This window comes from Stenotrophomonas sp. 109824_Sma (genome assembly GCF_056480025.1).
On the sequence record NZ_CM151078.1, the window covers coordinates 3,352,041 to 3,378,473 of the forward strand.

Genomic DNA, 26,433 nt, shown 5'->3' on the forward strand with positions numbered 1-26,433 from the left:
CTATCGTTTCCCGGTTTTTTTGCCCAGAGTCACGCGCGCGGCCATCGCCGCGTCAGCGTTGATCGCGCTCGGCATGCGCGACGGGCCGCCGTCCAGGCCGAGCCCGGCGACCAGATTATCGACGGCCAGCTGTACCATCGCCGTGCGCGTAGCCAGCGAGGCACTGCCGATGTGCGGAGTGAGCACCACGTTGCGCAGCGCCAGCAGTTCGGGGCGTACTTTTGGCTCGCCTTCGTACACATCCAGGCCCGCTGCTGCAAGGCGACCGTTGGCCAGCGCATCGGCCAGCGCGATCTCATCGACCAGGCCGCCGCGGGCGATGTTCACCAGCGTCGCCGACGGCTTCATCTTCGCCAGCGCGGCGGCATCGATCAGATGGTGCGAGGCCGGGGTATACGGCAGCACCAGCAGCAGGTGGTCGGACTGCGCGAGCAGCGTATCCAGGTCCACATAGGTGGCGCCCACTTCCGCCTCGGTCGCGGCCGGCAGCTGCGATCGGTTGTGGTACAGCACCTTCATGCCGAAACCGTGCGCGCCGCGGCGGGCGATACCCTGGCCGATGCGGCCCATGCCGAGGATGCCCAGCGTGCTGCCGTGGATGTCGGCACCGAGCATGGTCTGGAACGACCACTGCTGCCACTGGCCTTCGCGCAGCCAGCGCTCGGATTCAGTGATGCGGCGCGCGGTCGCCATCAACATGGCGAAACCGAGATCGGCGGTGGTTTCAGTGAGGACGTCCGGGGTATTGCTGGCGAGGATGCCGGCCGCGCTGAGCGCGTCGACGTCCAGGTTGTTGTAGCCCACCCCGACATTGGCGATCACCTGCAGCTGCGCGGCGCCGGACACCTGGGCCGCACCGATGCGCTCGTTGAGGGTGATGATCGCGCCATCGGCGCTGGCCAGCTGTTTGGCTATCTGGTCCGGCGACCAGGCGGTGACCGTGTCGGTGCTGCGCAGCTGCACGCGATCGCGCAGCGGCGCGATGGCCGCGTCGATCAGCGGCTGGCTCACCCACACGGTCGGCCGCGTGTCAGCCATCGATCTGCCCGGGAATGCGCGGGGTGATCGTGCCGACATCGCCGCACTGCGCGCGGTGGCGCAGCGCCTGGTCCATCAGCACCATCGCCACCATCGCCTCGGCGATCGGGGTGGCACGGATGCCGACGCAGGGGTCGTGACGACCGGTGGTGACCACCTCGACCACGTTGCCGGCGGTATCCAGCGACGGGCCCGGCAGGCGCAGGCTGGAGGTCGGCTTCAGGGCGATCGAGGCGACCACCGGCTGGCCGGTGGAAATGCCACCGAGGATGCCGCCGGCATGGTTGCTGGCGAAGCCCTGCGGGGTCAGCAGGTCGCGGTGTTCGGTGCCCTTCTGTGCGGCGCTGGCGAAACCGTCGCCGATTTCCACGCCCTTCACCGCGTTGATGCTCATCAGCGCGGCAGCGAGTTCGCCATCAAGCTTGCCGTAGATCGGCTCGCCCCAGCCCGGCGGCACGTTGTCGGCGACCACGTCCACGCGCGCACCGACCGAATCACCGGACTTGCGCAGCGCATCCATGTACGCCTCCAGCTCGGGCACCTGTGCGGCGTGCGGCCAGAAGAACGGGTTGTCTTCCACCGCCGACCAGTCGAAACCGGCCGGGGTGATGTCGCCCAGCTGCGACAGGTAGCCACGCACGGTGACGCCGAAGCGCTCGGCCAGCCACTTCTTGGCGACCACGCCGGCGGCCACGCGCATGGTGGTCTCGCGTGCCGAGGAACGGCCGCCACCGCGCGGGTCGCGGATGCCGTACTTGTGCCAGTAACTGTAATCGGCGTGGCCCGGGCGGAACTGCTGGCCGATGTTGGCGTAATCCTTGCTGCGCTGGTCGGTGTTGCGGATCAGCAGCGCGATCGGGGTGCCGGTGGTCAGGCCCTCATACACGCCGGACAGGATCTCGACCTCATCGGCCTCGCGCCGCGCCGAGGTGTGCCGGCTCTTGCCGGTGGCGCGGCGCTGCAGGTCGTGGGCGAATTCGGCCGCGTCCAGCGCCAGCCCCGGCGGGCAGCCATCGATCACGCAGCCGATGGCCGGCCCGTGCGACTCGCCGAACGTGGTGACGGTGAACAGCTTGCCGAACGAATTGGAGCTCACGGGCGCTGCGCCGCCAGTTCGGTGATGCGGGCGCTGTGGGCGATCAGCTCGCGGCATTCGACCGCGAAGATGCCCATCTGGCCGACCTTGAACTCGATCCAGGCGAAATCGACTTCCGGCAGCAGCTTGATCAGATGCTGTTCGGACTCGCCCACTTCACAGATCAGCAGGCCGTCTTCGCTCAGGTGCAGCGGCGCGTCACGCAGGATCTTCAGCACCAGGTCCAGGCCGTCGTCGCCGGCACGCAGGCCCATTTCCGGCTCGTAGGAGTATTCCTTCGGCAGCGCATCGGTCTCGTCGTTGGTGACGTACGGCGGATTGGTGACGATCAGGTCGTAGTGGCGGCCGGACAGGCCGTTGAACAGGTCCGACTTGATCAGGTTGACGTTGTACGCCTGCAGCCGCTCCCGGTTTTCTTCAGCCAGCGACAGCGCGTCGTCGCTCAGGTCGACGCCGTCCACCTGCCAGTTCGGGTAGTAGTGCCCCATGGCGATGGCGATGCAGCCCGAACCGGTGCACAGGTCCAGCGCACGGTACACGTCGCGGCCGGCCAGCCAGGGCTCGAAGCCGCACTCGATCAGTTCGGCGATCGGCGAGCGCGGCACCAAGGCGCGCTTGTCGCTCTTGAAGCTCAGGCCGGCAAACCAGGCTTCACCGGTCAGGTAGGCGGCCGGGATGCGTTCGTCGATGCGGCGCTGGAACAGCTCCAGCACGCGCAGCTTCTCGGCCTGCAGCAGGCGCGCCTGGCCGTAGGCCGGGCCGAGGTCGTGCGGCAGGTGCAGGCTGTGCAGCACCAGCTGGGTGGCCTCGTCCAGCGCGTTGTCGTAGCTGTGCCCGAAGGTCAGCCCGGCTTCGTTGAAACGGCTGGTGCCGTAGCGGATCAGATCGATGATCGTGTGGAGTTCGGCGGCCGTTTCAGCGGTCATGGCGGTACTGCGGGCAAAGTGGCCCCCGATTATAGGGGCTGGCGCCCGCGGCGGCATCCGTTGCGGCGGAAACGATCGGGCCGCAGCCGGTATGATGGAGCCCATTTCGCGCGGGAGCCCCCATGTTCAATCGCAACGCCGGCATCATCCTGCTGATCGCCCTGGCGGCGGGGCTCGGCCTGCTGGCCGCCCAGCAGGTGTTCGCGCCGAAGCCGCCGGCCAACGCCCCGGCCACCGAAGCGATCACGCTGTACCCGCAACCGCGTGAACTGCCCGACTTCAACCTGGCCCAGTCCGATGGCACCCGCCTGATCCCGGGCGAACTGAAGGGCCACTGGACCCTGGTGTTCCTGGGCTTCACCTTCTGCCCCGACGTCTGCCCGACCACGCTGGCCGAGCTGGCCGGCGCGCAGAACCAGTGGGAGGCTCTGCCCGATGGCCTGCGCCCGCGCGTGCTGTTCATCTCGGTCGACCCGGACCGCGACAGCGCCACCCGCCTAGGCGAGTACGTGCACGGCTTCCACAAGGACACCCTGGCCGCCACCGCCGATATCCCCTCGCTGGAGCGCTTCGCCACCTCGCTGGGCTTCGTGTTCCAGAAAGTGCCGGGCAAGCATTTCGACGAGAACCCCGAGGACTACACCGTCGAGCATTCGGCCAGCCTGGCCGTGCTCGACCCGCAGGGCCGTCTTGCCGGCCTGGTGCGCCCCCCGTTCAATGCGCCGGCGATTGCCCGCGACCTGCAGAAGCTGACCGAGAAAACTGCCCCATGAGCCTCACCACCGCCCTGACGTACGCCCTGCCCCACCGCCTGCTGTCCTCGATGGCGCGTTCGCTGGCGTACTCGGACGATCCGCGCGTGTCGCGCTGGCTGATCGACACGGTCACCCGCAAGTTCAACGTCAACCTGGACGAAGCGGCCAACCCGGACCCGCGCAGCTACGCGACCTTCAACCAGTTCTTCACCCGTGCACTGAAGCCGGGCGCGCGCGTGGCCGATGCCGATCCGCGCAGCCTGGTGATGCCCGCCGACGGCCGCATCAGCCAGCTCGGCAGGATCGAGGCCGGCCGCATTTTCCAGGCCAAGGGCCAGTCGTTCACCGCCGCCGAGCTGCTGGGCAGTGACGAGGATGCCAAGCCGTACAACGATGGCCTGTACGCCACCGTGTATCTGTCCCCGCGCGATTACCACCGCGTGCACATGCCGTGGACCGGCACCCTGCGCGAGACGGTACACGTGCCGGGGCGCCTGTTCAGCGTCGGCCCGGCCGCCGTCAACGGCGTACCGCGCCTGTTCGCGCGCAACGAGCGCCTGGTCTGCCACTTCGACACCAGCTTCGGCCCGATGGTCAGTGTGATGGTCGGTGCGCTGCTGGTTTCCGGCGTGGAAACCGTGTGGAGCGGCGAGGAGATCCCGGCCTACGGTGATCGCATCACCCGCAAGGACTACCGCGGCCAGGGCATCAAGCTGGAGCGTTTCGCCGAAATGGCACGCTTCAACTACGGCTCGACCGTGATCGTGCTGCTGCCGCCCGGCGTGGCCGAGTTCGCCCCGCAACTGGGCGCCGAAAGCCCGGTGCAGCTGGGCCAGGCCCTGGCGAAACTGCGCTGACCAAAAGGGGACGGAGGGGATTAAGTCGTTTATGCATAAACGACTTAATCCCCTCCGTCCCCTTTTTGGCGTTACTGCAGGGCCGGGGCGGGGCCGACGTCCATGCCGTCGTAGTCTTCCACGCCCTTCTCCGCGGCCAGCGCCGCGAATTCCTGGTTGCGGCGGTCCAGCGAGGCTTCGTCGTGGATCTCCACGCGCTCCACGTGCAGCACGTGGAACGGCGCGTCGCCCTCTTCCGGCTCCTGCTCGAACAGTTCCACGAAGGCATAGCCCTGCGCCTGCAGGTGGTCCGCCAGTGCCTGCAGCGGCTCGGCGCTGGAGTGGACGAAGAAGTACCCCCACAGCAACGGGCCGTTGATGTCCCAGTCGGTGTTTTCGCGGAGGTTGGCGAACAGGTTGCGGGTGGCTTCGAGGTCCATGCGGGTTCCAGGGGTCGGGGGGATTACTTGTCGCAGCCCTGCAGCTTCAGCGTCTGGCCGTGGCGCAGGCTGTAGGCAGGGCCCTTCAGGCCATTGGCACGGGCCAGGGTCGGCACGTCGCACTGGAACTTCGCCGCGATGGCGCTCAGGGTCTCGCCCTTGCCCACCTTGTGGCTGCGCACCGGCTTCGGACGCGCGGCCGGCGTCGGGCGGGGCGTCGCCACCGCCGCCACCGGCGTGGTCGGCACGCTGGTGGATGCAGCCGCGTCGGCCACCGGTACCACACCGCCCACCGCCACGCTGCCGGTGTAGCTGGCCGCGGTTGGGCGCTTGATCGCTGCGTTCAGATCGGCGGTGATCAGGGTGCGGGCCAGGTCGGCACGCGGGCCACTGACGCAGTTGCGCTGGTACAGCCCGGCGATGCGGGTGGTGGCGTTGATCAGCGTGCCGGCCGGAATCCAGCCATCGGCTTCATAGCGCGGGTTGAGGTTGCGCAGCGCACGCATGTAGCCATCGCGCGTACCGTGGCTGCCCAGGCAGATGGTCAGTTCGTAGATGGTGGTGGACTTGGCCAGGCGCAGCGTGGCCGGCTGGGCGCTGATCTTCGGGAACTCCACGCCGTACTGCTGCGGGTGCAGGAAGATCCAGGCCGCGGCGATCACCATCGGCACATAGTCCTTGGTCTCGCCCGGGAACTGGTTGTAGACGCTGTCGGTCCAGAAGCTCTGGCCGGCGCTCTGCTTGAACACGCGTGCGGCACGGCCTTCGCCACCGTTGTAGGCGGCCACCGACATTTCCACGTTGTTGTTCAGTTCCCGCAGGCGCTCGTTGAGGTAGCTGGCGCTGGCCTCGGCCGCGCTGCGCGCGTCGAAACGGGTATCGAAGCCGGTGCCGTCCGGGCCGAGGCCGAAGCGGCGGCCGGTGGCCGGCATGAACTGCATCAGGCCGGCGGCACCGGCACGCGAGGAGGCATGTACGCGACCGTTGGATTCCTTGGCCATGATGCCGAACAGCAGTGCCTCGGGCAGGCCACGCTTCTCCCACTCCGGCCACATCACCGCGCGCAGGTTCTGGTAATTCTCATAGCTGGTCAGCAGCGCCGGGCGCATGTCGGTCAGCCAGCGACGGATGCCGGCCTGCACCGCCGGGTTGTACTCGACCATGCTGTCGAAGGCGTGCCGCTTGTCGTTCAGCAGCGCGGCAGCGCGCACGGCCTCGGGCACGTCGGCGGTGAGTGGGCCGATGTGGTCGGGGTCGGCTTCCAGGCGGTCACCGCCCTCGTCGGCCACGTCATCGCTGGCGGCCGCATCGGCGTCGTGCTTGAGCAGGCGCTTGTAGCTGGCCAGCAGGGTGCCCATCTGGCAACCCTTCTGCTTCACGCAGTCGTTGAGGACATCTTCCATGTCCTCCAGCGCGGCATCGGCCTCGTTGCTGCCCTTGGGATCAGCATTGGCGACCAGCAGCAAGGCGTCGCTGTAGCGCTTTTCGGCGGCGGTCATGCGCTGCTGCAGCGCATCCACCTTCACCTTGTCCCGGGCCGAAACCCGCTGTGCATGGGCGTCGGGCGCCAGGGAAACCAGGCCGGCCAGGGCCAGCAGCGGCCAACCACGGGAAATCAGGACAGGAACGGGCATTGATGGCACTGTGTGCGAAACAGGCAGGCAGAGTAGCGGCGCCGCCAAGGTCCGGGCAAGCCGACCTTCGGACCGTCACTGCCGGCGGTTAACATTGGGCTATTCATCACAAGGGCTGGACCATGGATCCGATTCTGCTCGGCAAAGGCATTACCGACGATATTGCCGTCACCCTGCTGCCGAAACTCGGCAACCGCCACGGCCTGGTAGCCGGCGCCACCGGTACCGGCAAGACCGTGACCCTGATGACGCTGGCCGAGGGCTTCTCGCGACTGGGCGTGCCGGTGTTCCTGGCCGATGTGAAGGGCGATGTCTCCGGCTTGGCCGTGCCCGGCAGCGGCGCCGAGAACCTGCTCCAGCGCGCCGCCGAGATCGGCGTGGCCGACTATGCGCCCGGCGCCAGCCCCACCATCTTCTGGGACCTGTACGGCAAGCTGGGCCACCCGGTGCGCACCACCGTCAGCGAAATGGGCCCGACCCTGCTGTCGCGCATCCTCGAATTGAACGACACCCAGGCCGGGGTGCTCGACATCGTGTTCAAGCTGGCCGACGACCGCGGCCTGCTGTTGCTGGACATGGACGACCTGCGCGCCCTGCTCGGCCTCGTCGCCGAGGAGCGCAAGGACATCTCCACCGAGTACGGCTTGGTCAGCGCGCAGTCGATCGCCGCGATCCAGCGCTCGGTGCTGCGCCTGGCGCAGGACGGTGGCGAGAACTTCTTCGGCGAACCGGCGCTGGAACTGGCCGACATCATGCGGGTCAACCACGACGGCCGCGGCATGATCGGCATCCTCGCCGCCGACCAGCTGGTACTCAAGCCCAAGCTGTACTCCACCTTCCTGCTGTGGCTGCTGTCGGAGCTGTTCGAGCAACTGCCGGAAGTGGGCGACCTGGACAAGCCGAAGCTGGTCTTCATCTTCGACGAGGCGCACCTGCTGTTCGACGATGCACCGCCATCGCTGGTGCAGCGCATCGAGCAGGTGGTGCGCCTGATCCGTTCCAAGGGCGTGGGCGTGTATTTCTGCTCGCAGTTCCCCGACGACGTGCCGGGCAACATTCTCGGCCAGCTCGGCAACCGCGTGCAGCATGCGCTGCGTGCGTTCACCCCGCGCGACCAGAAGGCGGTGAAGACCGCGGCCGAGACGTTCGTGCCGAACCCGAAGCTGGATGTGGCCAAGGTACTGAGCCAGCTCGGCACCGGCGAGGCTCTGGTCTCCACGCTGCAGGACAAGGGCGTACCGATGCCGGTACAGCAGACGATGATCGCGCCGCCGCGCTGCCGGATGGGGCCGATCACCGACGCCGAGCGCGCCCAGGTGCGTGCCGGCAGCCCGGTCGGCAGCCGCTACGACACCGCGATCAACCGCGAATCGGCCGCCGAGCTGCTGGCCCAGCGCGCACAGAAGACCGTCGAACAGGCGCAGGCGCCGGCCGCGCGCAGCCGCGAGCAGGACGAAGCACAGGAAGGTGGTTTCGGCCAGGCGATCAAGGACGCGATTTTCGGCACCAAGCGCCGCCAGGGCATGATCGAAACCATGGCCAAGCAGACCACGCGCACCGTCGGCACCAAGCTGGGCAACCAGATCGTGCGCGGCATCCTCGGTGGCATCTTCGGCGGCAAGCGCTAGCTGCCCCTGCTGGGGTCGGATCCCTTTCCGCTGGAAAGGGATTCGACCCCACTCACCCATCGCTTCCCCTCGAAAAGAAGTCGTATTGCATGTCGCGTTGGCGTCCCCCCGCAGAAAAAAGCACGGCCCTGATCACCGCCTCTGGGCATGCCCGACTGAAGGCCGAACTGGATGAGCTGTGGCGTGTGCGCCGCCCGGAGGTGGTGAAGGCGCTGGCCGCCGCTGCCGCGGAAGGCGACCGCTCCGAGAACGCCGAGTACACCTATCGCAAGAAGCAGCTGGGCGAGATCGATCGCCGCGTGCGCTACCTGACCAAGCGGCTGGAATCGCTGCGCGTGGTCGATACCACGCCGACCGATCCGCAGGCGGTGTTCTTCGGCGCATGGGTGGAGCTGGAGAACGTGGACAGCGGCGACACCAGCCGCTACCGCATTGTCGGGCCGGATGAGACCGATGCCGGCCTGGGCTGGATCAGCATCGATTCCCCCCTGGCGCGTGCACTGCTGAAAAAGCGGCTGGACGACGAGTTCTCGGTGGAGCTGCCCGGCGGGCAGTTCACCTTTGCGGTGATCGGGGTGGAGTACGCGCCTGTGTAGCGTCGAGTCATGCTCGAACTCGCTGTACATGTAGAGCCGCGCCCATGCTCGGCTGATGGGCAAACGCAGCCGAGCATGGGCTCGGCTCTACAACGGCAGCGGCGGCAACGGCGGCGGGTACGCGCGTTCTGCACGCAGCGGGCGGAAGTAGTCGGCATTGCGATAGAAGGCGGAATCCTGCACGTCGTGCCAGCCGGGAATACCGGCCAATGGCAGGGGCCGCAGCTGCAGTGGATCGGTCACTGCCCTGCCCTCGGCAATGGCCGCGGTCACCGCGTCAACGCAGGCCGCATCGGCATCACCCTGCACCACCACGCACTTGCCCACCAGCAATCGCCCCGGCAACAGCGCCTGTTCCATCAGCGCATGCCCGAATACCGCAGCAATGGCGATGTCACCGCCCTGCCAGCGCGTTGGCTCGAACAACGCAGGCCAGTCATGCCCATCCCACGCGCGCAGCAATGTGTCATCGCGCACACGCACGATCACGCCGGTTTCGTCGAACTGGGTCAAGGCGGCCTGCGCGCGGTTGCGCTGGCCGGGTGGCATGGCCTCGATATGCCGGCATTGCTGCGCGTTCAGTGCACGCTTCAGCTGCGGATGGGAGGCCCACACCAGTGCGTTGAACAGGTCATGCCAGTTGTCGGCACGGGTGGCGATGCGCCCCTGCGCGATGCGCGCCTCGTAGTGCAGGCCATCGGCCAGCAGCGCGGCATCCTGTTCGACCAGCTGCCAACCCGGCAGGGACAGGCGTGCGTCAAGTGCCGCGATGGACGGCCAGTGGGGGCCAACCAGCAGGTCACGGACGTCCTGCAGCCCGGCAAACAGCGGCTGCCCGAACACCTGCGGATCGACCGCCGCACGTGGCGGCGGTACGAAGCGGCGGACACCGCCCCCGTCACCGGCGGCGACCGTCGCTGCGGTCACAGCATCTTGAGGTCGAATGCCGGGCGGGTAGCGGCGCGCAGCGCGTCACCGTACAGGTCGTGCTCGTCGCTCTCGGTGATCTCCACGTCGACGAATTCGCCCACGCGCAGCGGCACCTGGTCGGCATTCTGGATGTGCACCAGGCCGTCGATCTCCGGGGCATCGGCCTTGGAGCGGGCCACGGCGATGTCGCCTTCGATGGCGTCGACCAGGCACTGCTGCACGGTGCCGATCTTGGCCTCCAGGCGCGCGGCGGAGATCTGTGCCTGCTTCTCCATGAAGCGGGCCAGACGCTCCTGCTTCACTTCCTCCGGCACAGCATCGGGCAGATCGTTGGCGGTCGCCCCCTCAACCGGCGAATAGGCGAATGCGCCCACGCGGTCCAGCTGCGCTTCGTCGAGGAACGACAGCAGTTCTTCGAACTCGGACTCGGTCTCGCCCGGGAAGCCGACGATGAAGGTCGAACGCACGGTGATGTCCGGCGCAATGCGGCGCCAGTTCTGCACGCGTTCCAGGGTCTTCTCGACCGCGCCGGGGCGCTTCATCAAGCGCAGGATGCGCGGGCTCGCGTGCTGGAACGGGATGTCCAGGTACGGCAGGATCCGGTTCTCCGCCATCAGCGGCACCACCTCGTCCACGTGCGGATACGGGTAGACGTAGTGCATGCGCACCCACGCATCCAGCTCGGACAGGCCTTCGCACAGCGCCTTCAGGCGGGTCTGGTAGGCCTTGTCGCGCCACATCTTCTCGGCGTACTTCACGTCCACGCCGTAGGCCGAGGTGTCCTGCGACACCACCAGCAGTTCACGCACGCCACCACGCACCAGGCGCTCGGCTTCACGCAGCACCTCGTCGACCGGGCGCGAGACGAGCTTCCCGCGCATCGACGGAATGATGCAGAAGCTGCACTTGTGGTTGCAGCCTTCGGAAATCTTCAGGTAAGCGTAGTGCCGTGGGGTCAGCTTGATGCCGTAGTCGGGTACCAGGTCCACGAACGGATCGTGCTTGGGCGGCAGCGCTTCGTGCACCGCTTCCATCACGCTCTGGTAGTCCTGCGGGCCGGACACCGCCAGCACGTTGGGGTACGCCTCGCGGATCTGCTCCGGGCGCTTGCCCAGGCAGCCGGTGACGATGACCTTGCCGTTCTGGTTCATCGCCTCGCCAATGGCATCCAGCGACTCGGTCACCGCCGAATCGATGAAGCCACAGGTGTTGACCACCACCACGTCGGCCGAATCGTAGGACGGGACGATGTCGTATCCCTCCGAGCGGAGCTGGGTGAGGATGCGCTCGGAATCGACGAGGGCCTTCGGGCAGCCAAGGCTGACGAAGCCGACTTTGGGGTTCAGCTGGGACATGGAATCGCGGGACTCTGGGGGCCTGGGCCCCTGCCGGCATGGCAGGGGGTCCTGGGGGCCGGGGCCTGAAAGGGCGCCAGTATACCGGGGTTCGGGGCGGGGCCCTGAATCGCTGCTCCCGCCGGCGGACCCTGGCCCGTGAAGGGTCAGTACCCGGTCACGTCCAGCACCACCGCGACCGCCCGGTCTCAGCCAGCGGCTGATTCAATGGGCAGCGCTTCTTCCACCTCGATCGCCTCGAACCGGTACAGCGCGCCAAACTTCAAGGCGTACGCATCCAGCGGTGATACCGGGATCACCATCTGCGGAAGAAGGTTGTCGCCCTCCGGCCGGAAATGCAGATTGACCACCCCCGACTGCTCCACAGCGCGGGTCAGCAGGACGAGACGTGCGTTGAACTTCATGTTGGATCTCCAAAAAAAATGGGCCGCATCCACCGGCGGCCCGAACGGTTTTCATGCAAGGCACTCACCGCGACGGGCAGGCGCGCGGTTCACCACACGCCCATGCGCACACGCAGGCGTCCGGCTTCGTCATAGACCCGCCAGTTGCCATCGCTGTACTCGGTGCGGCGCCCGCCACCGGGCGCACTGACACTGAACGCATCCGCCACCACATCGAAACGCGAGACCTGGCCACTGGACGCCAGCTGCACGCCGCCTACCCGGCCGTCGGCACGAACGTTCACCGACCATTGCGCGGAAGACTCGGTGCCTCCGGCCGACCAGGTGGGGGGGACGGTGGCCGACGCATCCACCTGGCTCAGCATTGGGCGGAACATCCAGAAGTACGGCGTGTCTCCACCGGTACCGATCACGATCACGCGGAAGCGAGCGAAGGACGCTGTGGCGGGCGCTTTGGTGATCAGGAACGTCCGCGTCAAGCGGTCGAGCGTGATCGGCGTTGCGGTATCGCTCCTCACGCCGGGGCTGTGCACCAACCCCAGGTGGTTGCCGGCTGCGTCGAAGAACGTCATCTCCAGCTTGGCTTCCACGCGATGGGTATTGATCCAGGCGGACGCGCAATAGGTCTTGCCGCCCTCGATGGCGATGTCGTACTCGGTTCCCCACCATGCCATTTCGCCTGCTGCGACGACGCCGGGCGTCGCCGCGCCCAGTCCGAATATCCCCTTCGGATGCCAGCTGTCATTGCCGGTGGGGTTGCCCAGCTCGGACCAGCGGGCGTTCGGGTTGCTTCCCCACCCCCACCCCGAGCGCTGCCAGAAGGGGAATGTGGTGTTCATCAGCAGGTTGCCGCCTGCGCCGAGGTTCTTGACCTGCGCCTGCATGCTGGTCACCACGGCAGCGTCCGCCTTGCCGCCCAGTGAGGCCTGCACGCCGTCGACCCGCCCGGACAGTGCGGTCAGCTGCGTACCCTGCTGGCTCACCTGGCTCTTCAGCTGCGAGAAGCCGCTGGCCGAGACGTCGCCCACCTGGGTCTTGAGCTGGGTCAGGTCACGCGCCGTGGTGTCCAGCTTGCTGCCCTGCTGGCCTACCGAGGTGCTCAGCCCACTGATGGCCGAGGCATTGGCATCGTTGGCCACCTGGTCGGTGATGTCATAGACCTGGACGCTGTCCACCCGTACCTGGCCGTTGTCGGGGTGAGCATAGATGTTCAAACGCCAGGCATCGATGCCGCTGTTGAAGGCATCGAAGTCGAACGATCGGGTCTCGAACGCCTCTACTGCGAACACCGCACGCAGATCCTGGTAGGACTGCTGGCCGGCCGCATTCTTGCGATAGATCCGCACCAGCAGATTGTTGGCACCGCCGGCACCGCAGGCGCGGACGATCACCCGCAGGCGGCGCGCGCCGTTGATCGGCACCCATTTGCCACCATTGGCCTGCAGGGTCGGATTCACGTTCGTGTAGCGGTTGAGCAGCACACCTGGGCGTCCATCACCGTTGACCGTGCTCCACACCGCGCCATTGGCGGCCGCCGATGCCGTCCAGCCACCCAGCCCTTCGGCGAAGTCGGGATTGGGCAGCAGGCCGCTGCCGGTGTTGAGTACGCCCTTCAGCCCACTGGACAGGTCGGTGATCTGCTGAGCCTGCGCATCGACCTTCGTCCCCTGCTGATCAACCTTGGTGGTCAGCGCGGTCACTGCAGTGGCCGTTGCAGCGGCGCTCTGCTGCGCGGCGTAGGCGTCGGTGACATCGATCATGCGGATGTCGTCCACCTGCACGCGCACGCCCACTTCGCGCGCACCGCTTCCTCCCGGGATGCTGACCAGCATCCGCCACTTCGCCGCAGACGCGGCGGTATTCATGTAGCCGCTGACCTTGGTCCAGCCGTCCTTGCGCAGGGAGGCCAGTGCGTAAGCCTGCAAGGGCCACGAATTCTCCGCGTTGGCTTCGTTCGTGGTCTGCCAGCCCACCCGGATCGAGCCACTGGTCGGCTGGATGCTGTCTGGATGCAGGCGTGCGTAGTACTCCACGTAGATGCGGCGATTGCCGGTGATGGGAGTCCACTGGCCGAAGTACATGTCCGCATTGGTGTTGGGGCTGGTGTTGGCCGCAACGTTCACATCCAGACCACGCTCACCGGTCCGGCGAGCATCGGCGCGGGCGGTGTAGATCGTGCCCGCCGCACTGCCCAGCAGCTGGCCGTCCTGGAACGTTTCGAACCCACCCAGCGGGAACAGGCTGTCGCTGCCATTGAGGACCGATTGCACGTCCGACTGCAGCTTGACCACATTGGACGCACTACTGGTGACACGATCGCCAAGCTGCACCACGTCGCTGCGCAGGTTGGCGATGGCCGTCGCGTTGCCGGCAATGTCCTGCGCATCGGTGATGTCGTAGAGCTCGACCCGATCGAACAGCACCTTGCCGCCCGCGTTGGTCAGATGTACCTGCGGCATGATCTCGTTGCGATCCTGCGCGGCAGACCATTCAGCCGTGTAGGTTTTCCAGGCTGCATCGGACAGGTTCAGCGTCACGTCTGCATGGCTTTCGCCCACCCCGCCAGTCCGCACGCGCAGCCGGCAGACCAGGGTCGCCGTCGCATCGTCGAAGGCGCGGGCGATCATCACCAGGCGGTACCGCCGCGACCGGCCGGCAACCACCGGCAACCACCGCGCGTCATTGGCCGTGATGAAGGGGTTCTGGCCGGCCTGGGGACCATGCGCCATCAGCAGCGCATCACCGCTTTGGCCCGATGCCTTCACCCACTCCACGGTGTTGGCCGACACGGTGCGGGTCAACGTCCACCAGGCGGCACTGCCAGCGAAGGAGCTGTTGCGCAGCACGTTGTCGCTGCTGGTCACCGAGGTCTCCACACGCGCGGCCAGGCTGGTCAGGCTGTCGGCGGCGGACACCAGGTCGGTACCGAGCTTGCTGACGTCGGTGCGCAGCCCGGTCAATGCTTCCGCATTGCTCCGCGCCGCGCGATCGAGCATCGACGAATCCTGCGTTCCGGTCGGCACGCCATTCAGCACGGTGACGGTCATTTCCACCCACATGCCGGTACGGCCGGTCTCCGGCAAGGGCGACAGGATCTGCCTGCCACCGCCGGCCCCGCTCCTGCGCCGCCCGATCATCACCAGCATCCGCGACCCCGACAGGGCCGCCAGGTTCTCCTGTGACAGGCCCGCATCCAACAGGCGGGTGCGCAGGCCGCCGGTGTCAGCGTTGCTGGCGCTGCTGATCGCCCCGACTGCGTCGGATGTGTAGGCAATGAAGTACTGGTTGTCCTTCAGCGTCTGGTCGTACCAGGTGTTGAAACGGGCCGACTCGCTCTGCAGGTTGCCATGGGTATCGAACACCGCCGTATCGGTGATGCTGTTGTCCGCATTGATGATGCCGACCCGTAGCCCCCGGTTGGCGCCCATGCCCGGCACGATACTGCCATTGGCGCGGTATACACCCGATGCGCGGGGGCCACCTGTAGGCGAGGAAGCGATATGTGCGTTGGCGATGATGTTGTAAGCCACCATGTTGCCAATGCCCGAGGCCAGCCGCGTGACGTTCTCAGCGGCACTGGCCAGCTTGCCATCGATCTGTTCCACCTTGGTCGACAGGCCGCTGACCGCCGCAGCGTTCGCGTCGACATCGGTTACATCCTCCACCCACAGGTCGTCCAGCCACAACGTGCCGGCCGTGCCATTGCGATTGATCGTGACCTTGATGCCCTGCACCGTTCCCGTGGGCGGCAACGTCACAAAGGTCTCGGTCTTGACCCAGTCGGCCGATTTCGGGAACGACTGCGTTGCGCCGCCCATCAGGTTGCCGTTGTGGTCGGCGACGCGCAGCTTGGTGTTGTCGGCGGTGCCGTCGAAGTCCTCGCTGGTCCGCGTCCAGCACGACACGCGATAGCGACGGCCGGCGGTCAGGGTGATGACGCGCCCCTCATTGACTGCGGCGCTGACCACCGTATTGCTTCCCGCTGCGTAGGGCTCCGCCTTCCAGCACAGGCTGTTGCCGCGCCCCTCGCGCACCACCGATGCTGCGGTGGTGTTGAAGAACGTCCAGCCGGTGCCAGCGCCCAGGTTGAAGTCGCCATTGAGCGCGAGGTTGCTGCCCGCGCCCATCACCGCTTCCATGCGACTCTTCAGTTGCACCAGATCCTGGCTGCTGCTGGTAACCCTGCCATCGAGCTGCCCGACTTCGGTCTTCAACGCATTGAAGGCGCTGGATCCGATCTTGTCCCCCATCGTGGCATCGAGGCTGTCCACGCGCCGCCCCAGTGCCGTGTCAGCGGTCACCATCGCCTGCTGCAGGCTGCTGACACTGGCACTGGTGGCCAGCGCGCCGGTGCCTGCCGGCATGCGTGCCTGGAGTGCCTGGATCGACTGCGCGTTGACCTGGTCACCACTCAACCGTGCGGTCTTCTCCGCCGCAATCAGGCCCTGGCTGACCCCCGCCAGGTCACCGCCCTCGTAGCTGCCCCGCATCTGCACGGCCAGCGATTCGCGCCGGCCCGCTTCGCTGCTGTCTGCCGCGACGCGTGCAGTGGCTTCGTCCTGCAGCATGGCCACCGACGCACCCGGCGTCGGGCGACCGATCGCCACCCAGTCCAGCAGGAAGTAGTGGGCGTCGGTCTGCGCCTTGGACAGGTCCAGGCGGATCTGGTCGACGACGGTCCCGTTCCACGGAATGTTGTCCACATCCAGCGTCGCGATGCCGTTGCTGTCATAGCTTGGCTCCGCGAACTGCACCATGCGTGCGTTGTCCCACGACTGGCCGGGACCGTTCCACAGCAGGCGCCCGTCCCAGGCAGGACTGCCCACCTTGCGGATGCGCAGCTTGACGAAGCGATGCGCCGCGCCTTGGACATCCTGGCCGCGCGGGCTCGTCACGAAGGCATCGCTGGCATGGTTGGCCGGGCGCAGCCAGCCCTCCACCAGCGTTGGACTGCCACCGTTTGCCCCCCACCCTTCGACGCTGCTGTCGAAGTACCAGATGCGCTTGCTGTCGAACTGCACGCCACTGCCCGCCGACAGCTGGCTTACCATGCGGGTGAGGTTCTCCACATCCGACCGGCGTTCGCTGGTTTCGCGGGTCACCGCTGTAGTCAGCTCGGTGCGGGTATTCAGGTCGCCGGCGGCACGATCCAGCACTTCGCGTGCCAGGCCATCGGTGTTGGCCTTGAGCGCCTGCGCCTGCTGGTCCAGCCGTTCGGCCTGGCCGGCAAGCCGTTGGGCGCTGGCGGTGATCTGATCCTGCAGGCGCAGCGATTCGCTACGCAGCGCCTCGGCGGCACGGGTGGCGGCGGCCAGGTCGCTGTCGATGCGGGCGTTGATTTCCTTGCCCAGGTCCTGCTTGACCGATTCAACCACACCGCCGATTCCCTCCAGCGCCTGCCCGGTATTGCGCCCCAGCGAGCGCCGCAGGTAGCGGGCACCGACGGACAGCACGCCAGCGGTGTTGCGACTGCGGCAGGCAAACGTCCAGCTGCCCGCCGCTGGCAGTACGGCTTCGATTGCGGAGGTGAAGAAGCCACCGGCATCGCCCAGCGGGGTCATGTGCTCCCACAGCGGATTGTCGATGCTGCCGGCGGTATAGCGGATCTCCACGCCAGCGAAATCAGCCGACTGCACGGTGTCGCTGGAGAAGCCCCACACATAGCGGCGCACGCCACCGCTGAGCTCTTCGATGTCGAACAGATCGACCAGCACCGGCGGCGCATCAGCGCCCAGCGTGGTGTACTGGGTAGACACGGCAACGCCGGCACGGCCATCGGGGCTGTATGGACGAACGACCACCGGATAGGTGCCCGCTCCGGGAATCGCCCAGCTCGCCGACCGCGTGCTGGTGCGTGCCACTTCCTCCAGCGCAGCATTGCCGTCTGGATCGGACAGGACCCGCGTTTCGCCGGCCGGGCCACTGATATCGAAGCTGGCCTGCAGTTCGGTGTGCATGCTGCCACCGCGGCTGACCTGGCGCTCGACCACCTTCAGATTGCTGGCCACCGGCCGGGTCTGCAGCGAGGATTCATTCGACGGCGGCACATATTGGCCGGTCCGCACGTAGTGCCAGAACTCGGGCCCCTCCTGCACCACCTCCACGGCAGCGCCCTTCAGGTCGCCCTCCGGGCGTATGCCGGTCACCCGCACGCGGGTACCCGGCGTCTGCTTGAAGTCGTAGATCCAGATCGTGTCGTGTGCAGGATTGCCGTCGTCGTGGCCCGGCAGCGGTGCATCTGCCGGCCACGGATCGGCCAGCACCAGCCTGTCACTCGGCTCCGTGCCCGGAACCACGCGCAGTACGCGGTAGACACGCTCGCCCGGAATGCGCAGGCCGATGAACGCACTGCCCAGCGAGGGTGCCGGGACCGTCTCGTCCAGTTGCAGCGTGGCAACGCCTGCAGCGTCGACCGCGGCACCGATCAGGCGGCCACCGAAGCCCCACTGGGTCAGGTCGTGCTGCAACGCCAGCACCGACAACCGCGAGTAGGCCAGGTGCTCGATGTCGGTGCTGTAGCTGATCGACTTGTACTGATAGACGCTCTGCGCCAGATGCCAACGCGCCAGCATCGCGGCATGGGCTTCGGAACTGACGCCCTCACCGGTGATCTTGGCCGGATTGAGCATCACCTCCACGCCCGGTGCCGGCACGCGCAGCGTCGCCGCCTTCCAGGTTCGGCGGTCCAGGTAGCTGTACTCGATGCCGTCGGCAGCGTTGGCCAGGGTGTAGTCAACCTGGAACTGGCCCTTCTTGATCGTGGCCATGTTGACCACGCCGGAAAGGGGTTGCTCGTCGGCCGCCCAGGCCACGCCCAGCCGGCCCTTGGCCCAGGTCACCTGGCCGAAGCCGGCCAGCGCGATGGCGTCGAGCACGGCCTGGTGGCTGCGCACCTCGGTGAGCCAGTAGTCGTAGCCCAGCGCGTTGTCCGCGCAGTGCAGCATGAAGGCTTTCAGGCTTTCAATGTCGATGCGCCGGTCGGCCATGCCCAGGCCGGCGATACGCTTGCCGTTCTCATCATGGATGCCACGCGCATAGGCCAGGATCTGCGCGCCGGGGTTGCTGGTTTCCTCGGTCACCCAACCGGCCGCATCGCCCTTCCACACCGGAATCGGTCGCGCATGGGCCACGCAGCGGATCTCATCCGGGGTGCCATTGAGCTGGCCGGACGCCTTCATCTGCAGCCCGATGGCAGGAATGCCGGCATGGCTGGCGTCGTCGCGCTGCACGCTGACCAGCGTGGTCCAGGTGAAATTCGCCTGCGCGCCACTGCCATCGGTGTTCTGCCCTGCCACGCGTACGCGCACGTCGTACTGGCCCAGCTCCACGTCGCGACCGTAGCTGACGCGGCGCGCCTTCTGCGTGCGTCCCACGACGCTGTAATTGCCGAACGACTGCCATGCATCGGAGCCGACCGGCCGGTACTGGATCTGGATCTGCTCGCGGTTGTCCTTGTCCTTGCCCTTGGACGTGGTATCCCACAGCCGGAACTCGATGTTCACCTGCAGGCGCAGAGTGTCAGCGGAGCTGGTGCGTTCCACCCACGGGCTGGCCATGTGCTTGGCATCGCTACCGGTATCGAGCAGCTGTGCACCTTCAATCACATCGGCGTTGCTGTACAGCGGAATCGCTTCGTCGGGCATCTGCGGGAAGCCGCGGAACCAGGTGCGCACGCCCTCGTAGCTGGACAGCGCCGAATCACCGTTCTGCAAGGCCTCTACACGGCCAACGTTGATGCCCGGGCTGAGGGTCAGGCCGACATACTGCTCATCGCCCTCGAACCAGGTATAGGGGCGGCTGATCAGGTCCGGCGCGAGGCGAGTGGAACCGAACAGCAGGCCCAGCGGTTCATAGGCGCGCACACGGTTGCGCGGCGCTGCCAGGGAGTACGCAGTGTCGGCGACACCGCCACCACCCCCTGCACGGGGAGGCTTCGGGCCCAGCACCTTGTTGATCAGCACGCTGCCGGCCACGTAGACCGCCGACGCCAGCGCAGTACCGTAGGTGGCGCTGAGCCCCGCGACGGCGCCCGCGCCCCAGGCGGAACCGGCCACCAGCGTGCCGATGCCGAAGGTGAAATAGGTCAGCGCGATCATCGCCACCAGCGGAATCACTGCCTTGCCCACCACGCTGCGCACTTCAATAAGCTGGCCATGGCGCGGTCGTACCTGCATCCACTGCTCGCGCGGCACCTCCAGCCCGTCCACGCAGACCTGCCATGCGCGGCCATCGAGCCCGTCCACATGGCGCATGAGGAACGCGTACAGGCTTTCACCCGGGCGCAGGTCGACCGGCACGTTGCGTTGGCCATCCAGCAGCACCGGGTGCGGGGTGATGATGAGGCGGCCGTCGACCGCCGGTTGTGGTGTCAATTCCATGCGTAGTATCCCTCGATCCTCAGCCCAAATCCGGGCAGGTCACGAACGCGGTGCAGCACGCTGCAGCCGTTCGTTTCGTTGCTGTGCAAGACCCAGCCCTCATGGGCCAGGAAAAAGAAAACCCCGGCGTGGCCGGGGTTGTGTTGTCCGCGTTCGATCATCAGTACCAGGTCGCCGTCCTGTGGAGGGCCCTCGCGGGGTACCGCCTGCGCACGCGACAATGCGCCCAGCTCGGCCGAGCCGCGCCGCCCGCGCGGCCGGCGTCCGGGCAGTGCCACTTCACGGGCGAACAGCGCCCGCTGCACCTGCATCACCAGGTCGGCGCAGTCGTACGCCGCTTCGTCATAGGGGATGCCCACCCATCGCTCGACGTCGACCAGGCGCATCAGAAGATTCCCGGCAACGTGAATGGATTGGCATGCAGCAGCACGGCCTGCTGGCGCATCAGGAAGTCGACACCACACTGGGCACTGACCGTGCGCGTGTTGACCGACACCTGGGTCATCGGCAGGTCGTACTCGGCCTCGATGGCATCCGGATCGGCGCGATCGGTCAGCATCAACCGTGCGGTCACCATCTCTCCGGGGGCCAGCCCTTCCAGGTCCTCGGTGAGTGCGCGGCCGATGTTGTCGATCACCAGCTGCGCGCGCGGTGCCTGTCCACTGACATCGTCGGGAAGCTGGAAGCCGAACGGTGCGGCAATGAACTCCCTGCCGTTGCTGGTCCAGTTGACGTTGTCGTTGACGATCCGCAGCACCTCCGGCATCGACGGTGCCGACACTTCCAGCAGCATCAGCGGTCCCTGGGTGTCGGCCAGGCGCTGGCGGCGCTCATGGAACGAACTCATCGCATGTACTCCAGTACAAGATCACGCTTGGAGAAACGGAACCGGGTGTTCAGTGGCACCAGGCGGCCGATGCCCTGCGGGAAGCGGGCACTGATCGGCTGCCCGGTCCGCGGGTGCTCCATCGTGAACCAGCCGACGCGACCGACATCGTGCAGGTACCACTCTTCGAATGCCTCGGCGTCAGCCGCGGTGCGGAACTGCACCGAGGCGTATACGTTCTTCATCACCCGGCTGTTGAGCGCGCGCATCTTGCTGGGGCCGCGCTCCATCTCGGTCCGCTCTTCCGAGGCAACGATCTCCTCGCCGTAATCCGCAAAGCGGATTTCTGCATACTCTGGCCAACTGCTCATCCCACTGCCTCCGTCCATCCGTATCGGGCCCGTCCAATGGCGCCCAGCTCACCACCGTTGAGGCTGTCGCCCACGATGTCGATCACCAGTCGCCGCACTTCGCTGCCATCGGGCATGCGCTGCCGCTCTTCCCGGGTATTGACCCGGCTTTCGCCGTAGTTGTTGATTTCCACATTCATCCCACCCTCGCCGGCGTGGGCGATCGGCACCTGCACATAGCCCCCGCTGTCACCACCGGACAGGCCATTGCCGGTTCGCAGCGAAGCGCGCAGGGCAAAGAATGCCGATGGGCCGCCGAGCGCGGCCATGTCTTCCTGGCTGAGCACGCCCTCGCCTTTGTGGACGATGCCGGCCGGCTCGTACTTGCCCCCCGGGCCGGTGTAGCCGCCGATGGAAAAGCCGGTGATCTTCGGCCCGAACATCTGCCCGATCGAACTGATCAGCCCACTGACCATCTGTTTGGCTGCCACGCGCGCCAGATCGGCGATGATCGAGTCGGCGAGGTCGGAGAAGGACAGCTTTCCGGTCTGGGCAAACTTGACCAGACTGTCTTCCAACCCGCCCAGTGCATTGCTGAAGACGCCGTGGCTCAACTCGGCGGCATTGGCTGCGGCATCGGCATAGTCCTCGAACGCCCGCATCGCGCCGTTCTTCCAATCGGACTGGTATGCCTTCTTGTTTTCCTGGAACTCGGCCTCGCGTTGCAGTGACTGTTCATGGAATGCATCGAGCTCGGCCAGCTGGGCCCTGTAGCGCTCCGACTCGATGACCTTGCCGTCTTCACCACGTGACTCGTCGTCCAGCGCACGCTTTCGATTGTCCCGGTCCTCATCCAGTGCGGAACGGCGCTGCATGCGATCCACGCTCGCTGCGCCATGGCCGATGGCGAACAGCTCCTGGTCGTGTCCGCGCTGCTGTGCCTGCGCCGCCTGCTGGAGCTCCCGCTGCAGCTTGAACAGGTCCTGCTGGGCTTTCTTCGACGCTTCAGCGGCCGCCGCCTCCTTGGCCAGGGCCACCGCGGCGTCCAGCGAGGCCTTCACCCGCAGTTGTTTCTGCTCGCCGAGCTTCTTCTCGGCATGCTCCATCTCGTCAAGGAGGGTGACCTGCAGCTTTTCCGCCTCTGTCATCCCCTCCTTCAGCTTCTGGCGCACCCGGTCCTGGGCGATCTGCTTCTCGATGCGATCCATCAGCCCGGCGTACGCATCAGCCTGCTCGTTCAGGCCCCTGACCGACTGCTGGGCGGCCTGCTGCTGTTCGCGGAACTGGGCCTTGCGTTCGATGTCGGCCTTCTTGCGCGCGGCGTCCCTGTTGAACTCGGCACGCTGGGCCGGGTCCATCTTGTCCGGGCCACCTCTGGCGTTGATCTCCGCGCCGCGTTCGGCCATCCAGGCGGCATATTCGCCACGGGTCAGCCGGATCCACTCGACTTCGTCCCGCCACGCTTCTCCGCGCATGGCGCCCAGCATGCCGTTGAAGGCATCGGTTGCCTTCAATGCGTTCCATTCCGTCGCACCCAGAGACGCGATGAGCTGGTCAAGCGTCTGGTTGTCCACGTTCTGGATGGCCGTGGCAATCGCATTGAACAACTTCTCGTCAAGGGAGCCCCGGATCGTTTCTTTCAGGCCCCGGAACTTCTCCTGGACCGGCGCGACCTCCGCCTGGAACGCTTCCAGGTTCGCCCTGGCCTTCTCCAGCTCAGCGTAATCCGAGGCCGCACTCAGGCCCGCACCTTCGCGTCCCGATCGCTGGCCATTACTCACTCGACCTTCCCAATGGACGACCGAGCCCTGCAACGCCTTCTCGCGCGCCTCCAGCTCGCGCAGCGCCTTGGCCTGCTCATGCAGCGTGGCGACCGCCTGCTCCAGGGGCAGCGTGCCCGCCCCCATGCCGAGGCCGGCCTGGTCCATCGAGAACGACATCTGCTGCAGCGACTGCATCTGCTCCTTGTACTCGGCGCGCGCACGTTCGGACGCCTTGACCATGTCCACGTACGCTTCGCCCAGCTTCTGCACCGACGCGATGGCGATGCCCCATGGGCCACCGGCGGCCGTCAGCAGGCCGCTGCCCAGCTCCTTCAAGCCGCTGCCGAGCACATCGCCGCCGACGTTGGCCTTTGCCTTTGTCCCGGCCTTGCCCGTTGCGCCCTCCGGTGCCGCATGCACGCGCGCCAGCGCGGCGGCCGTCCGCTCGGCCTCCGCGCGCAGTGTCTTGAGATTCTGCGTCGCCAGGCGACTGGCCTCCGCCATTGCGGTACGGAAGCCCGTCGTATTGACCCGCAGTACTACGTCTAGATTCTGGTTAGTGGACGCCATACGCGTTCCTCCAAGAATGATGAGGGGCCCCGCAGGGCCCCAGGTTCGATTGCATGCCACACATCGGAGAAGCACTGCCCTGCCCCGCCCGGAATCACGCCGCAGCGTTGCGTCGCGATGCGCTGCCGAACAGTTCAAGCAGCTGCTGCGAGCGCTCCTTTGCCGCCTTCTCCGGCGAAGTGCGGGGACGCACCAGCAGGAAGTCTTCGGCAGTGGTCGTATTGCCGTGCACCTGCGCCAGCACGCTGGTCAGCTGGGCGAGCATCCCCTGCAGGGGCTGGTCCAACGGCTCCAGGCGTGCGAACGCGTACATCTCCGAGAGCTGGCGGGAAGTCACTCCCGCCAGCAGGTGGTCCGGATGCGGGAGGCCCAGCCTCCACGCGATCCGGAACTGAAGCCGGCGCTCAGGCCGGCGGATCAGTTTTTTTCCAGCTCTCCCACGGCCGCATCGCCGAGCGCATTGAGCGTCTGTGCGACACGGAACACGCGATCCAGCGCCGCGGCCGATTTGGTGCCCAGCTGGGCCACCTCATGGTCGGAGAACAGGCGCTCGCCCATTTCATCGACCAGGCACAGGCCGACGAATCGCGCACGGAAGTCATCCACCTTGGGCGTGTCGCCGCCATAGGTCTCCTGCTCCCAGCGATCACGGTCGCGGGCCGACATCATCGCCACGCGCACGTTGCCGCCCCATTCGGGTACGGCGACGTCCTCGTGCCGGCGATCCTGTGCGTCCAGGATCTGCTGCTTGCCCAACAGCATCACGGGGTGCCGCCAGCGGCCACGGTGACCAGCGCGAACTCACGCGGCAGCAGGTCCGCAGTGAAGGTCAGCACCTGGTTGGTACCCGGGGCCACGTTGAAGGCGGCGACCTTGGCGACGAAGGTGGCCGCATCGCCGGTGGGCAGCACCATCAGGAAATGCAGGTCGGCATCCGGATCGGCGTCGCGCAGGATCTCCTGGCCTGCCGAGCTGCCGACCGGCCAGCGGTGGCCGGACACCTGCACGGCCTGGCCGCCGGACAGGCCCGCGATGTTCTCCATCTGCTTCGAACGCAGGTTGGTGGCATCGAGGGTGTTGGCCTGGCCGCGGCCGAACGGGAAGGCAGTCAGGCCGTCGATTTCGGTATAGCCGGCCGGATTGTTCGGCGCGGTCGGGGCGGTGCCGGCCTTCACGTACAGCGCGGAGTCCTGGGCGGAAATGGCTTGATTGATGGACATGGTGTTGAATCTCCTGGAAATGAAAAAGCCGCCTTGCGGCGGCTGGGGTTCGGGGTGATCAGGCTCGGGGCTGCCTGCAGTGGGTCATCGTGGCTGGCCCGTCACAGCCACCGGTTGCGTGTTGCGATCGGCAACACGCGGACAACAAAAAAGCCCCCGGCTCGCGCCGGAGGCTTGTATGTCATCGTGGCTGAAAGCTTAGGCTGCGGGTGTGCACCGGTCAATGCAGAAACAGCCCTCTGCACCGCCTTGGGAACGCACTGCCGCACGCCCGCAGCCGCCCGATCCGGCACAGCCGCTGACGCCGCGCTAACCGGCGCAGCACCGACAATGCAGCTCTGTTCCCAGCAACGAGGAAGATGACGATGGCCGAGTGGATCACCCTGGATACGCATCACGGCCCGGTACGGGCCTGGCAGGCCCTGCCGGAAGGCACCGCGCGCGGCGGCCTGGTGGTGGTGCAGGAAATTTTCGGCGCCAATCCGCACATCCGCAGCGTGGCCGAGCGCTTCGCGGCTGAAGGCTATGCGGTGCTGGCGCCCTCGTTCTTCGACCTGCTCGACGGCCCCGACGCCGATCCGGACGCGTTGCCCTACGACGCCGAAGGCGTGAAACAGGGCCTGGAACGGGTTGGCGCGCTGGGCATGGAACGGGCGCTGGAGGTGGTGCGGGCCGCGGCAACCCGGCTGGCACCGCAGGGCAAGGTCGGCACCGTCGGCTACTGCTGGGGTGGCACGGTGGCGATGCTGTCCGCAGTGCGCCTGGGGCTGCCGTCGGTCAGCTACTACGGTGCGCGCAACGTGCAGTTCCTCGACGAAACGCCCAAGGCCCCGGTGATCTTCCACTTCGGTGCCCAGGACCGCAGCATCCCGCCGGAAGCGGTCCAGGCCCACCGTGAGAAGCTGCCGCAGATGGCCACCTATGTCTATCCGGCCGATCACGCCTTCAACCGGGAGGTCGGACATGCGTATGATCCAGACAGCGCCGCCCTGGCGCTGCAACGCACCCTGGACTTCTTCTCGGAGCATCTTGGATGAGCGAATTCGAACTCGATTCACGCCTGGCCACCGATAGCGTGCTGGTGGCGGAAGGACCGTTGTCGCAAGTGCGGCTGATGAACGACGAACGATTCCCCTGGCTGGTACTGGTACCGCGCCTGGCCGGGGTGACCGAGTGGATCGAGCTGGACGGCGAGCAGCAGGACAAGCTGCGCACCGAGCTCAACCGCGCCTGCAAGGCCCTGAAGGGCTCCGACGGGGTGGAAAAGATCAACATCGGGGCGCTGGGCAACATCGTGCGCCAGCTGCACTTCCATGTGATCGGCCGCCATGACGGTGATCCGGCCTGGCCGGGCCCGGTCTGGGGCAGCGGCCCGGCGCACCGTTACGAGCCGGCGGCGCTGGACCAGCATGTCGCCTACTGGAAGGAACGGCTAGGATATCCGGCCCAGTCCTGAGCCTTCGCCGACCCGATGCGATTCAACCTCGTTGCCGCCGTCCTGCTGATCCTGATCGGCCTGTTCATGCTCGCCAGCAATCTCGGCTGGACGCACCTGAACCTGTCCAAGCTGCTGCTGACCTGGTGGCCGGTGGCCCTGGTGGGTGTCGGCATCGCGATGCTGTTCGGTCGCGGCAAATAAGCAAAGGCGGCGCAAGCGCCGCCTTCGCCCATGCAGAGCCGAGCCTTGC

General features: G+C 66.8%; 23 protein-coding genes. 7 read left to right on the plus strand and 16 right to left on the minus strand.

Translation table 11 applies throughout. The features are described 5' to 3' along the window. From ACZK1G_RS15950 to prmB, 3 genes are read right to left on the minus strand one after another with little or no spacing between them, the layout of a single operon-like run. Nucleotides 1–1,038, minus strand: coding sequence for a 2-hydroxyacid dehydrogenase (locus tag ACZK1G_RS15950; RefSeq protein ID WP_101765866.1), 1,038 nt, complete (start codon nt 1,036–1,038; stop codon nt 1–3). Then, nucleotides 1,031–2,134, minus strand: a complete 1,104-nt coding sequence (gene aroC / locus ACZK1G_RS15955; protein WP_005410486.1) for a chorismate synthase — start codon at nt 2,132–2,134, stop codon at nt 1,031–1,033. The genes ACZK1G_RS15950 and aroC overlap by 8 nt, the downstream gene beginning before the upstream one ends. Beyond that, nucleotides 2,131–3,060: a 50S ribosomal protein L3 N(5)-glutamine methyltransferase gene (gene prmB, locus ACZK1G_RS15960; RefSeq protein ID WP_014037975.1), complete on the minus strand. Its 930-nt coding sequence runs from the start codon at nt 3,058–3,060 to the stop codon at nt 2,131–2,133. Before prmB ends, aroC begins: the two co-directional genes overlap by 4 nt. Nucleotides 3,061–3,182: 122 nt before the next feature. Between prmB and ACZK1G_RS15965 the strand changes: the two genes are divergently transcribed. Together ACZK1G_RS15965 and asd are read left to right on the plus strand one after the other, a co-directional pair. Further along, the gene (locus ACZK1G_RS15965) at nt 3,183–3,833 is read left to right on the plus strand and encodes an SCO family protein (protein WP_005417991.1); all 651 of its coding nucleotides are present in this window, start codon (nt 3,183–3,185) and stop codon (nt 3,831–3,833) included. Further along, entirely contained in the window at nt 3,830–4,672 is an 843-nt protein-coding gene (gene asd / locus ACZK1G_RS15970; protein ID WP_049445583.1) for an archaetidylserine decarboxylase, read from the plus strand. The genes ACZK1G_RS15965 and asd overlap by 4 nt, the downstream gene beginning before the upstream one ends. Nucleotides 4,673–4,743: 71 nt before the next feature. Here asd and ACZK1G_RS15975 read toward each other — a convergent pair whose 3' ends face one another. Together ACZK1G_RS15975 and ACZK1G_RS15980 are read right to left on the minus strand one after the other, a co-directional pair. Then, entirely contained in the window at nt 4,744–5,091 is a 348-nt protein-coding gene (locus tag ACZK1G_RS15975) for a ribonuclease E inhibitor RraB (RefSeq protein ID WP_014037978.1), read from the minus strand. Nucleotides 5,092–5,114: 23 nt separating this feature from the next. Then, the gene (locus ACZK1G_RS15980; RefSeq protein ID WP_101765868.1) at nt 5,115–6,725 is read right to left on the minus strand and encodes a transglycosylase SLT domain-containing protein; all 1,611 of its coding nucleotides are present in this window, start codon (nt 6,723–6,725) and stop codon (nt 5,115–5,117) included. A gap of 122 nt (nt 6,726–6,847) precedes the next feature. Here ACZK1G_RS15980 and ACZK1G_RS15985 point away from each other — a divergent pair, with 122 nt between their 5' ends. Both ACZK1G_RS15985 and greB read left to right on the plus strand, forming a co-directional pair. Then, nucleotides 6,848–8,353 (plus strand): helicase HerA-like domain-containing protein, encoded by a 1,506-nt coding sequence (locus ACZK1G_RS15985; RefSeq protein WP_049445586.1) that lies wholly within the window; start codon nt 6,848–6,850, stop codon nt 8,351–8,353. An 89-nt stretch (nt 8,354–8,442) separates the two neighbouring features. Beyond that, nucleotides 8,443–8,949 (plus strand): transcription elongation factor GreB, encoded by a 507-nt coding sequence (greB, locus tag ACZK1G_RS15990; protein ID WP_014037981.1) that lies wholly within the window; start codon nt 8,443–8,445, stop codon nt 8,947–8,949. Nucleotides 8,950–9,036: 87 nt separating this feature from the next. On the opposite strand, the gene ACZK1G_RS15995 is transcribed toward greB, so the two are convergent. From ACZK1G_RS15995 to ACZK1G_RS16045, 11 genes are all read right to left on the minus strand, one after another. After that, nucleotides 9,037–9,876, minus strand: a complete 840-nt coding sequence (locus ACZK1G_RS15995) for a DUF3025 domain-containing protein (RefSeq protein WP_101765869.1) — start codon at nt 9,874–9,876, stop codon at nt 9,037–9,039. Further along, nucleotides 9,873–11,234, minus strand: coding sequence for a 30S ribosomal protein S12 methylthiotransferase RimO (gene rimO, locus ACZK1G_RS16000; RefSeq protein ID WP_101765870.1), 1,362 nt, complete (start codon nt 11,232–11,234; stop codon nt 9,873–9,875). The genes ACZK1G_RS15995 and rimO overlap by 4 nt, the downstream gene beginning before the upstream one ends. A 188-nt stretch (nt 11,235–11,422) precedes the next feature. Next, nucleotides 11,423–11,638 (minus strand): hypothetical protein, encoded by a 216-nt coding sequence (locus tag ACZK1G_RS16005; protein WP_049445590.1) that lies wholly within the window; start codon nt 11,636–11,638, stop codon nt 11,423–11,425. An 89-nt stretch (nt 11,639–11,727) separates the two neighbouring features. Next, on the minus strand, nt 11,728–20,016 hold the full coding sequence (locus tag ACZK1G_RS16010) for a host specificity factor TipJ family phage tail protein (protein WP_101765871.1): 8,289 nt from the start codon (nt 20,014–20,016) through the stop codon (nt 11,728–11,730). Continuing rightward, complete coding sequence (locus ACZK1G_RS16015) at nt 20,007–20,402, minus strand: hypothetical protein (protein ID WP_049445594.1); 396 nt, start codon at nt 20,400–20,402, stop codon at nt 20,007–20,009. The genes ACZK1G_RS16010 and ACZK1G_RS16015 overlap by 10 nt, the downstream gene beginning before the upstream one ends. Further along, nucleotides 20,402–20,863 (minus strand): DUF1833 family protein, encoded by a 462-nt coding sequence (locus ACZK1G_RS16020; RefSeq protein WP_014037987.1) that lies wholly within the window; start codon nt 20,861–20,863, stop codon nt 20,402–20,404. Before ACZK1G_RS16020 ends, ACZK1G_RS16015 begins: the two co-directional genes overlap by 1 nt. Then, nucleotides 20,860–21,213, minus strand: a complete 354-nt coding sequence (locus ACZK1G_RS16025) for a hypothetical protein (protein WP_014037988.1) — start codon at nt 21,211–21,213, stop codon at nt 20,860–20,862. The genes ACZK1G_RS16020 and ACZK1G_RS16025 overlap by 4 nt, the downstream gene beginning before the upstream one ends. After that, complete coding sequence (locus ACZK1G_RS16030; protein WP_233490794.1) at nt 21,210–23,585, minus strand: phage tail tape measure protein; 2,376 nt, start codon at nt 23,583–23,585, stop codon at nt 21,210–21,212. The genes ACZK1G_RS16025 and ACZK1G_RS16030 overlap by 4 nt, the downstream gene beginning before the upstream one ends. A gap of 34 nt (nt 23,586–23,619) precedes the next feature. Beyond that, nucleotides 23,620–23,862 (minus strand): phage tail assembly protein T, encoded by a 243-nt coding sequence (locus ACZK1G_RS16035; protein ID WP_233490795.1) that lies wholly within the window; start codon nt 23,860–23,862, stop codon nt 23,620–23,622. Between the two features lie 80 nt (nt 23,863–23,942). After that, entirely contained in the window at nt 23,943–24,287 is a 345-nt protein-coding gene (locus ACZK1G_RS16040) for a hypothetical protein (protein WP_014037991.1), read from the minus strand. Next, nucleotides 24,287–24,745: a hypothetical protein gene (locus ACZK1G_RS16045; protein ID WP_014037992.1), complete on the minus strand. Its 459-nt coding sequence runs from the start codon at nt 24,743–24,745 to the stop codon at nt 24,287–24,289. Before ACZK1G_RS16045 ends, ACZK1G_RS16040 begins: the two co-directional genes overlap by 1 nt. 365 nt (nt 24,746–25,110) lie before the next feature. Between ACZK1G_RS16045 and ACZK1G_RS16050 the strand changes: the two genes are divergently transcribed. The 3 genes from ACZK1G_RS16050 to ACZK1G_RS16060 are packed head-to-tail and all read left to right on the plus strand — an operon-like array spanning nt 25,111 to nt 26,384. Beyond that, nucleotides 25,111–25,782 (plus strand): dienelactone hydrolase family protein, encoded by a 672-nt coding sequence (locus ACZK1G_RS16050; protein WP_049445708.1) that lies wholly within the window; start codon nt 25,111–25,113, stop codon nt 25,780–25,782. Beyond that, nucleotides 25,779–26,201, plus strand: a complete 423-nt coding sequence (locus ACZK1G_RS16055; RefSeq protein WP_014037994.1) for an HIT domain-containing protein — start codon at nt 25,779–25,781, stop codon at nt 26,199–26,201. The genes ACZK1G_RS16050 and ACZK1G_RS16055 overlap by 4 nt, the downstream gene beginning before the upstream one ends. Nucleotides 26,202–26,216: 15 nt before the next feature. After that, nucleotides 26,217–26,384, plus strand: coding sequence for a LiaI-LiaF-like domain-containing protein (locus ACZK1G_RS16060; RefSeq protein WP_005418011.1), 168 nt, complete (start codon nt 26,217–26,219; stop codon nt 26,382–26,384). The last annotated feature ends 49 nt before the right edge of the window (nt 26,385–26,433 follow it).

Coding starts and splice junctions, on each gene's coding strand:
- ACZK1G_RS16050 (WP_049445708.1), top strand. CDS start 25,111: ATGGCCGAGTGGATCACCCTGGATACGCATCACGGCCCGGTACGGGCC.
- ACZK1G_RS16010 (WP_101765871.1), bottom strand. CDS start 20,016: ATGGAATTGACACCACAACCGGCGGTCGACGGCCGCCTCATCATCACC.
- ACZK1G_RS16025 (WP_014037988.1), bottom strand. CDS start 21,213: ATGAGCAGTTGGCCAGAGTATGCAGAAATCCGCTTTGCGGATTACGGC.
- ACZK1G_RS15950 (WP_101765866.1), bottom strand. CDS start 1,038: ATGGCTGACACGCGGCCGACCGTGTGGGTGAGCCAGCCGCTGATCGAC.
- rimO (WP_101765870.1), bottom strand. CDS start 11,234: ATGTCCCAGCTGAACCCCAAAGTCGGCTTCGTCAGCCTTGGCTGCCCG.
- ACZK1G_RS16040 (WP_014037991.1), bottom strand. CDS start 24,287: ATGCTGTTGGGCAAGCAGCAGATCCTGGACGCACAGGATCGCCGGCAC.
- ACZK1G_RS16005 (WP_049445590.1), bottom strand. CDS start 11,638: ATGAAGTTCAACGCACGTCTCGTCCTGCTGACCCGCGCTGTGGAGCAG.
- ACZK1G_RS15975 (WP_014037978.1), bottom strand. CDS start 5,091: ATGGACCTCGAAGCCACCCGCAACCTGTTCGCCAACCTCCGCGAAAAC.
- ACZK1G_RS16060 (WP_005418011.1), top strand. CDS start 26,217: ATGCGATTCAACCTCGTTGCCGCCGTCCTGCTGATCCTGATCGGCCTG.
- ACZK1G_RS15985 (WP_049445586.1), top strand. CDS start 6,848: ATGGATCCGATTCTGCTCGGCAAAGGCATTACCGACGATATTGCCGTC.
- ACZK1G_RS16020 (WP_014037987.1), bottom strand. CDS start 20,863: ATGAGTTCGTTCCATGAGCGCCGCCAGCGCCTGGCCGACACCCAGGGA.
- asd (WP_049445583.1), top strand. CDS start 3,830: ATGAGCCTCACCACCGCCCTGACGTACGCCCTGCCCCACCGCCTGCTG.
- ACZK1G_RS16015 (WP_049445594.1), bottom strand. CDS start 20,402: ATGCGCCTGGTCGACGTCGAGCGATGGGTGGGCATCCCCTATGACGAA.
- prmB (WP_014037975.1), bottom strand. CDS start 3,060: ATGACCGCTGAAACGGCCGCCGAACTCCACACGATCATCGATCTGATC.
- ACZK1G_RS15965 (WP_005417991.1), top strand. CDS start 3,183: ATGTTCAATCGCAACGCCGGCATCATCCTGCTGATCGCCCTGGCGGCG.
- greB (WP_014037981.1), top strand. CDS start 8,443: ATGTCGCGTTGGCGTCCCCCCGCAGAAAAAAGCACGGCCCTGATCACC.
- ACZK1G_RS15980 (WP_101765868.1), bottom strand. CDS start 6,725: ATGCCCGTTCCTGTCCTGATTTCCCGTGGTTGGCCGCTGCTGGCCCTG.
- ACZK1G_RS16055 (WP_014037994.1), top strand. CDS start 25,779: ATGAGCGAATTCGAACTCGATTCACGCCTGGCCACCGATAGCGTGCTG.
- ACZK1G_RS16045 (WP_014037992.1), bottom strand. CDS start 24,745: ATGTCCATCAATCAAGCCATTTCCGCCCAGGACTCCGCGCTGTACGTG.